Source organism: Rhodococcus sp. T7, from assembly GCF_009872365.1.
GTDB lineage: Bacteria > Actinomycetota > Actinomycetes > Mycobacteriales > Mycobacteriaceae > Rhodococcus_F.
Genome location: NZ_WXYH01000390.1, coordinates 152,765 through 159,018 on the forward strand (window position 1 = coordinate 152,765; position 6,254 = coordinate 159,018).

Below are 6,254 nucleotides of genomic sequence, written 5' to 3' on the forward strand. Positions count from 1 at the left end.
AAGGTGCCGACGAAAAGGTGGTGGCGGTCGGCGATACGGCTGATGGCGTCGAGCATGTGCGGTAGCCGGGGCACCGGTACGGCCAGGTCGTCGAGCAGGGTGCTGCCGCAGCGTTCGAGAGCGGTCAGCGCGACACGACGAGCCTGCATGAGCCCGTCACTTTCGACCGGGTCGGTGGTCACATAGAGTTCGGTCGCCGCGCAGGTGCGGCAGGCTTCGGCGATGCGATCGGCTTCCGCCTCCGCGGCGTCGCCATCGCACTGGATGAGTAGCAGCGCGCCGGCGCTCTCGTCGAGACCCATCTGGGTCATGTCGTTGACGGCGGTGATCGTGTTGTGGTCCATGAGTTCGACCAGGCTGGGGTCGGCCACGTTCTGGATCGCCATCACCGCGTCGACGGCCTGGACGGGGTCGGCGAACGCGGCCACCACGGTGGATGCGTTCGCCGGTTTCCTGCGCAACCTCACGGTCGCCTCGACGATGACGGCGAGGGTGCCCTCGGACCCGACCAGCAGTTGCGTGAGGTTCAGGCCGGCGACGTTCTTGCGGGTGGCGGCGCCGGTGTGGATGATCCGGCCGTCCGCGAGCACCGCTTTGATCCGGGCGACGTGATCGCCGGTGACGCCGTACTTGGCGCAGCAGGGCCCGCCGGCGTTGGTCGCGAGGTTCCCGCCGATCGTGGAGACGGCGCGACTTCCGGGGTCGGGCACATACCAGAGGCCGCGCTCTGCTGCTGCAGTAGCGAGGTCACCGTTGATGACACCGGGTTCGACCGTCGCGGTACGGGACTGTTCGTCGATCTCGAGAATGTGGTTCATCTTCTCGGTACTCAAGACAATGCAGCCTTCGAGAGCATTGGCGCCGCCGGCCAGACCGGTCCCCGCACCTCTCGTGACAACCGGAACCTTATACCGGGAAGCAGTTTGCAGCGTCGTGACGACGTCGTCGATCGTCCGGGCACGAACCACTGCGATCGGTTTTCCGGATGGCGAGAGCAGCGACTGATCGCGGGTGTAGGCGATCATCGTGTCGGTGTCGGTTATGACGACTGCCTCGCCCAGCATTGCCGTCAGGTCCGCGACGGGACCGGTCATCAAGACAGTCACGTCTTGTCCTTTCCACACTGGTTCCTGCATCGCAGCCATGCCGCTGGGACCGTCCCGCGCGGGCAGGCGCCGTGGCGGGTGCGCAGCACCGTGAGCACATGTCCTGCCGAGAAGGATCGTGTGTCCGCGGCGGCGGGCCGGCGTTCGATTGGTTCGCCCCGGCATGTGCCGCTGGTACGGGGTGATCTACGGGGTGATTTCCAGCTCTCCCATGCGTGACCAGTCGACACCGGGAATCTCCGTGTGGATGATGTGCGGTGTTTCGCTCAATGCGGGACGCATCGCGTCCAACCCTTTGCGGAAGTGGTCGGCGTTGACGTGGTCGGAGCCGGCCTGTCCATCGCGGAAGGCCTCGATCAGCACGTACTCGCCGGGATCCTGTGTGCTCCGGTGCCATTCGAACCAGAGATTTCCCGGCTCGGACCGGGTGGTATCGGTGAATTCCTTGGTGATGAGCAACCAGTCGTTCTGATGTTCGTCGAGGACCTTGAACTTCACCACGATGAAAATCATCGAAAACTCCACTTTCGCTGTGTCGGAAAGGTTCCCGCTGCCGGAGTGACATCCGGAACGAACGAGGGAACCTGGGGAGGGGAAACGTGCGACCGCGGCGCGCGAGGACCGCACACCGCAATACCGGCGGTCGGGTGGTTACCCACCCGACCGCCAGTGCCTACCGTCCCTGGGTGTCAGTAGATGTTGGACGGGCGGACCATGCCTTCGGCGAGATCGCCGAAGCCGGGTGCCATGATGGCACCGGGATTGCCGATCACTTCTTCCACGACGGCGGTTTCGGTGGTGATCAGCAGTGCCGCGATGGAGGCCGCGCTTTCGAGTGCGGCGCGGGTGACCTTGAACGGATCGATCACCCCGTCGTCGAACATGTCTCCGTATTCACCGGTGAGGGCGTTGAACCCGTGGCCGAGCGGCAGACCGGCGACCACTTCGACGACCTCGTCGCCGTCGAATCCGGCGTTGATCGCGATCCAGCGGAGCGGTTCGGGGAGGGCTCGGCGGACGACGTCGCACCCGATCGCTTCGTCTCCGGCCAGGTCGAGATCGGCCAGTGCCCGGTGTGATTGCGCCAGCGCGGTGCCACCGCCGGAGACAATGCCCGCCTCCACTGCGGCGCGGGTGGCGGCCAGGGCGTCGTCGACGCGCAGCATCCGCTCCTTGAGTTCGACGCTGGTCGCGCCGCCGACGCGGATGACGGCAACTCGTCCGGTGAGCCGGGCGATGCGCAGTTCGAGGCTTTCCTGGTCGGCCTCGATCTTGGCGCGCTCGAGCTGGGACTCGAGCTGGGCGATGCGGGCGTCGAGCAGGCGCTGGTCCCCGTGGCCGCCGACGATCGTGGTCTCGTTCTCGGTCACGGTGATGCGGTCACACGACCCGAGGTGCTCGACACCGACTTCGGACAGTTCGATGCCGGTGTCCTTGGCGATCACGTGCCCACCGAGTGCCACGGCGAGGTCTTCGAGCTCGGCGACGCGGCGGTGCCCGAAACCGGGGGCCCGGACGACGACCGACTGCATCGTCTTGTGCATGTTGCCGCCGACGAGCAGTTGCAGGGCCGGCCCGTCGACTTCCTCGGCCAGCACCACCAGGGGCCGGTCGGCTCGCTTGGCCACCTCGATGCTCGGCATGATGTCCTGGACTTGGGTGATCTTCTTGTTGGTCAGCAGGATCAGCGGATTGGTGTGCACCGCTTCCATCCGCTCCGGGTCGGTGACCATGTAGCCGGAGATGTAGCCGTGGTCGAACTCGATGCCGTCGACGATGTCGACCGACAGCCCGAGGGTGTCGCTCTCCTCGGTGGTGACGACTCCGGACTTGCCGACGTAGTCGACGGCCTTCGAGATGGCGTGTCCGATCACTTCGTCGTCGCTGGCGGCGAGGGTCGCGATCCGCTGCAGATCGCTCTGTCCCCCGATCTGGGAGGCCTGCTCGCGGAGGGAGTCGACGACCACGGACACGGCCCGTTCGATACCGCGCCGTACCCGCATGGGGTTGGCGCCGGCGTCGACGGACCGCAACCCTTCGCGGACCATGGCCTGGGCGAGCACGGTTGCGGTGGTGGTGCCGTCGCCGACCACACCGTTGGTCTTCATCGCCACTTCCTTGACCAGCTGGGCGCCCATGTTGGCGAAGGGTTCGCGGAGCTGGATCTCGCGGGCGATGGTGACGCCGTCGTTGGTGATCGTCGGCGGTCCGGTGAGCTTTTCGAGCACCGCGTTGCGTCCCTTGGGGCCGAGGGTCACCTTGACAGCGTCGGCGAGGGCGTTGACGCCTTGCTCGAGTCGTGCTCGGGCGTCCGTGTTGTACCGCAGCTCTTTTGCCATGGCTGATGTTCCTTTCGTACTTTCTTTCGCGGAGGGATGCGGCTAGGGGACGAGAATCGCCCGGCCGCGTACCCGGCCGGCATCGAGATCGTCGAGTGCTTGCTGGAAGTCCTCGAGCCGGTACCGGGTGGTGTGCAACGTGACCTTGCCCTGGGCGGCAAGGGTCATGAGTTCCTGCAGGTCGTTGTAGGAGCCGACGAGATTTCCGATGAAGTTGATCTCGGTGGAGATCACATCGATGGTCGGGACGTCGATGTTCTCGCCGTATCCGACGACGTAGTAGTTCCCGGCGCGGCGCAGCATCGCGATCCCTTCTGCGGTCGCGCCGCCCTCACCGACGAAGTCGACGACGGCTTCGGCGCCGTGTCCGCCGGTCAGGTCGAGCACCTGCTGGATGTGGGTGCCGTCGGCGACGATGCCGTGGTCGGCGCCGATCTTCACGGCGAGTTCGACGGCCGCGGGGTTGCGGTCGAGCACGACCACGGTGACACCGGAGATGGCCTTCAGGACCTGGATGCCGATGTGGCCGAGTCCGCCCGCTCCGATCACGACGCACACGTCTCCGGGCCGGGTGGTCTTCGCGGCCTTGGCGACGGCGTGGTACGCCGTCAGGCCCGCGTCGGCGAGGGCGGCGACGTCGGCCGGTTCGAGCGAGTCGTCGATCCGGACCACGCTGCGGGCGGTGGTGCGAAGGTATTCGGCGTACCCGCCGTTGACGTCGATGCCGGGGAACCGGCTGTTCTGGCAGTGGACGTCGTCGCCGAATCGGCACGCCCGGCACAACCCGCACGTGATGAGCGGGTGCAAGATGACCTTGTCGCCGACCGCGACATTGGTGACGGCGTCGCCCACGGCGTGGACCCAGCCGGCGTTCTCGTGGCCGATCGTGTACGGCAGAGCGACACCGGACTTCTCCTCCCACTGCCCTTCGAGAACATGCAGGTCGGTGCGGCACACGCCGGCGCCGCCGATCCGCACGATGACATCGAGGGGGCCCTCGATCGTGGGTTCGGGAACGTCGGTGAGCTGCAGTTTGGTGTGGTATCCCACCACTTGCACGGCCTTCATCGTGGGCTCCTGGGTGTTCTGAGGTTGGTGATTCGGGGTGTGGCGCCGACGGATTCGCTGTCGGCGTAGCGGGTGGCGAGCAGGCCTCGGCAGAAGTGGGCGTTGCCTTCCATCGAGATGCGCACCGACTTGGCGAAACGCAGCCGCATCGGCACCGATTCCGGGGGGATGCGCTTGCCGTCGTCGTCGACGAACACCCGGCTGGCCGGGCAGAGGCTCAACCCGATGCCGATCCGGCGACGCAGCAGTGCGGCCTTGAACTTTCCGGGAGCGAGGTCGCCGAGGGTGAGCCGGTAGATCTCGTTGACCCCCAGATCGGTGGTCTTCAGGTGCGCCTCGACGCACCGCTCCATCGCCGCGGAGTGCGCCTTGGACCGGAATGTCCGGCGCAGCTCGTGCAAACTTTCCTGCGCCTCGGAGCCGAACGTCCCGACGTATCCGGCGTCGGCCGCGAGGCCGGCGTTGATCTTGTCGCTGTCATGGTGGTCGTCGAGCAGCACCCGTGCCTCGCCGATGTCCTCGATCAGGCGCAGGGCGTCGAGGGCGTCGGAGGCCATGAGGTAGGCGAAGTTCGGCGAGCAGAACGCGGTGGGCAGCCGCAGGTGCACGGTGACGCCGTCGTCATCGAGGGTGACCGACCGGACGAACCCGAGATCGGTGATCGGCTCGTCCAGTTCCGGGTCGGTGACCGTCGACAGGGCCATCAGGACGTCCTGTTCGGTGCAGACGACGGCGGCGGTCATGACGCCACGGTTTCCCGCGCCCCGGCAGCGACCTCCACACCGTCCTGCCCGGCCGGCTCGGCCAGTTGCAGGTCCGCGGGAACGTCGATGTCGTACAGCGCTGCCGCGTTGAGGCCGAGGATCTTCTTCTTCTGCAGGGCGGTGATCGGGGCGTACTCGCCCTGCATGTCCTCGGGGATCTGGAAGTCGACGAACTTCTCGATCAGCCACTTCGGGGTCCACAGTGCGTAGTCGCTGCCGAACAGGATCTTGTCCTCGCCGATCCAGTAGAGCAGCTCGCCGATGATCTGGGCGAAGTAGCGGGGCCGGGTGTGGATGAACGGCAGGGCCACCGCCAGGCCGCCGTACACGTTCGACTCCTGGGTGGCGATCCAGCAGAAGTCCTCGAGCCGCGGCAGGCCCACGTGTTCGACGACGAATCGCAGGTCCAGGTAGTCGGTGGCGACCTTGTCGATGTCCGCCACGTCGAAGGCGTCGCGGTCGAGAGGGCGGATCGTCGGGCCCTTGTGGACGTGAATGTTCTTGATGCCCAGCTTGATGCATTCTTCGAGGTAGCGCCGCGACCACGGGTCGTCGAGTTTGTAGCCGCGGGAGTCGCCGTGCCATTCGGCGGTGTAGAGCTTGACACCCTGCAGGTTCATCCGGGCTGCGTCCTTGCGGAGTTGCTCGAGCCCGGCCTCCTCGTGGCGGGGGTCGTAGGCGTGGTTGTAGGTGAGCTTGTCGGGGTGCTTCTGGGTGAGGCCGAACGCTTCCTCGGTCTGCCCGAACCCGGTGTGGTAGAACTCGCTCAGGAACGCAGGCTGGAAGATTGCGTGGTCGACGTATCCGTCCACGAAGAGGTCCTGGAACAGGCGACCGGCACCGTAATATGTGTAGGTGTCGTAGTCCCACACGACCTCTTCGGGGCTGAGGTTCTTGTGGTAGTCGTAGAAGCAGTCGATGAACTGCTTGCCGTGCACGTTCTTCTGGTTCGACGCGCGGCCGTCCCACAAGGCGAT

Annotated in this window: 6 protein-coding genes; all 6 read right to left on the reverse strand. The window is 66.1% G+C overall.

Features of this window, described 5'->3' with window-relative positions; translation table 11 throughout:
* The coding region (locus MLGJGCBP_RS49215) for an FAD-binding oxidoreductase (protein ID WP_201453094.1) at window positions 1-1,106 on the reverse strand (1,106 nt) is incomplete at its 3' end.
* Between the two features lie 186 nt (window positions 1,107-1,292).
* Window positions 1,293-1,619, reverse strand: a complete 327-nt coding sequence (locus MLGJGCBP_RS49220; protein ID WP_160097008.1) for a putative quinol monooxygenase — start codon at window positions 1,617-1,619, stop codon at window positions 1,293-1,295.
* 176 nt (window positions 1,620-1,795) lie between these two features.
* A complete protein-coding gene (gene groL / locus MLGJGCBP_RS49225) occupies window positions 1,796-3,445 on the reverse strand; it encodes a chaperonin GroEL (protein WP_160097010.1) in 1,650 nt (549 codons plus the stop codon).
* Window positions 3,446-3,487: 42 nt separating this feature from the next.
* Entirely contained in the window at window positions 3,488-4,513 is a 1,026-nt protein-coding gene (locus tag MLGJGCBP_RS49230) for an NAD(P)-dependent alcohol dehydrogenase (protein WP_160104067.1), read from the reverse strand.
* Window positions 4,510-5,256, reverse strand: coding sequence for an iron-sulfur cluster assembly protein (locus MLGJGCBP_RS49235; protein WP_160097506.1), 747 nt, complete (start codon window positions 5,254-5,256; stop codon window positions 4,510-4,512). Before MLGJGCBP_RS49235 ends, MLGJGCBP_RS49230 begins: the two co-directional genes overlap by 4 nt.
* Window positions 5,253-6,254: amidohydrolase family protein (locus MLGJGCBP_RS49240; RefSeq protein ID WP_442972158.1), on the reverse strand; the 1,002-nt coding region annotated here is incomplete at its 5' end. The genes MLGJGCBP_RS49235 and MLGJGCBP_RS49240, both read right to left, overlap by 4 nt.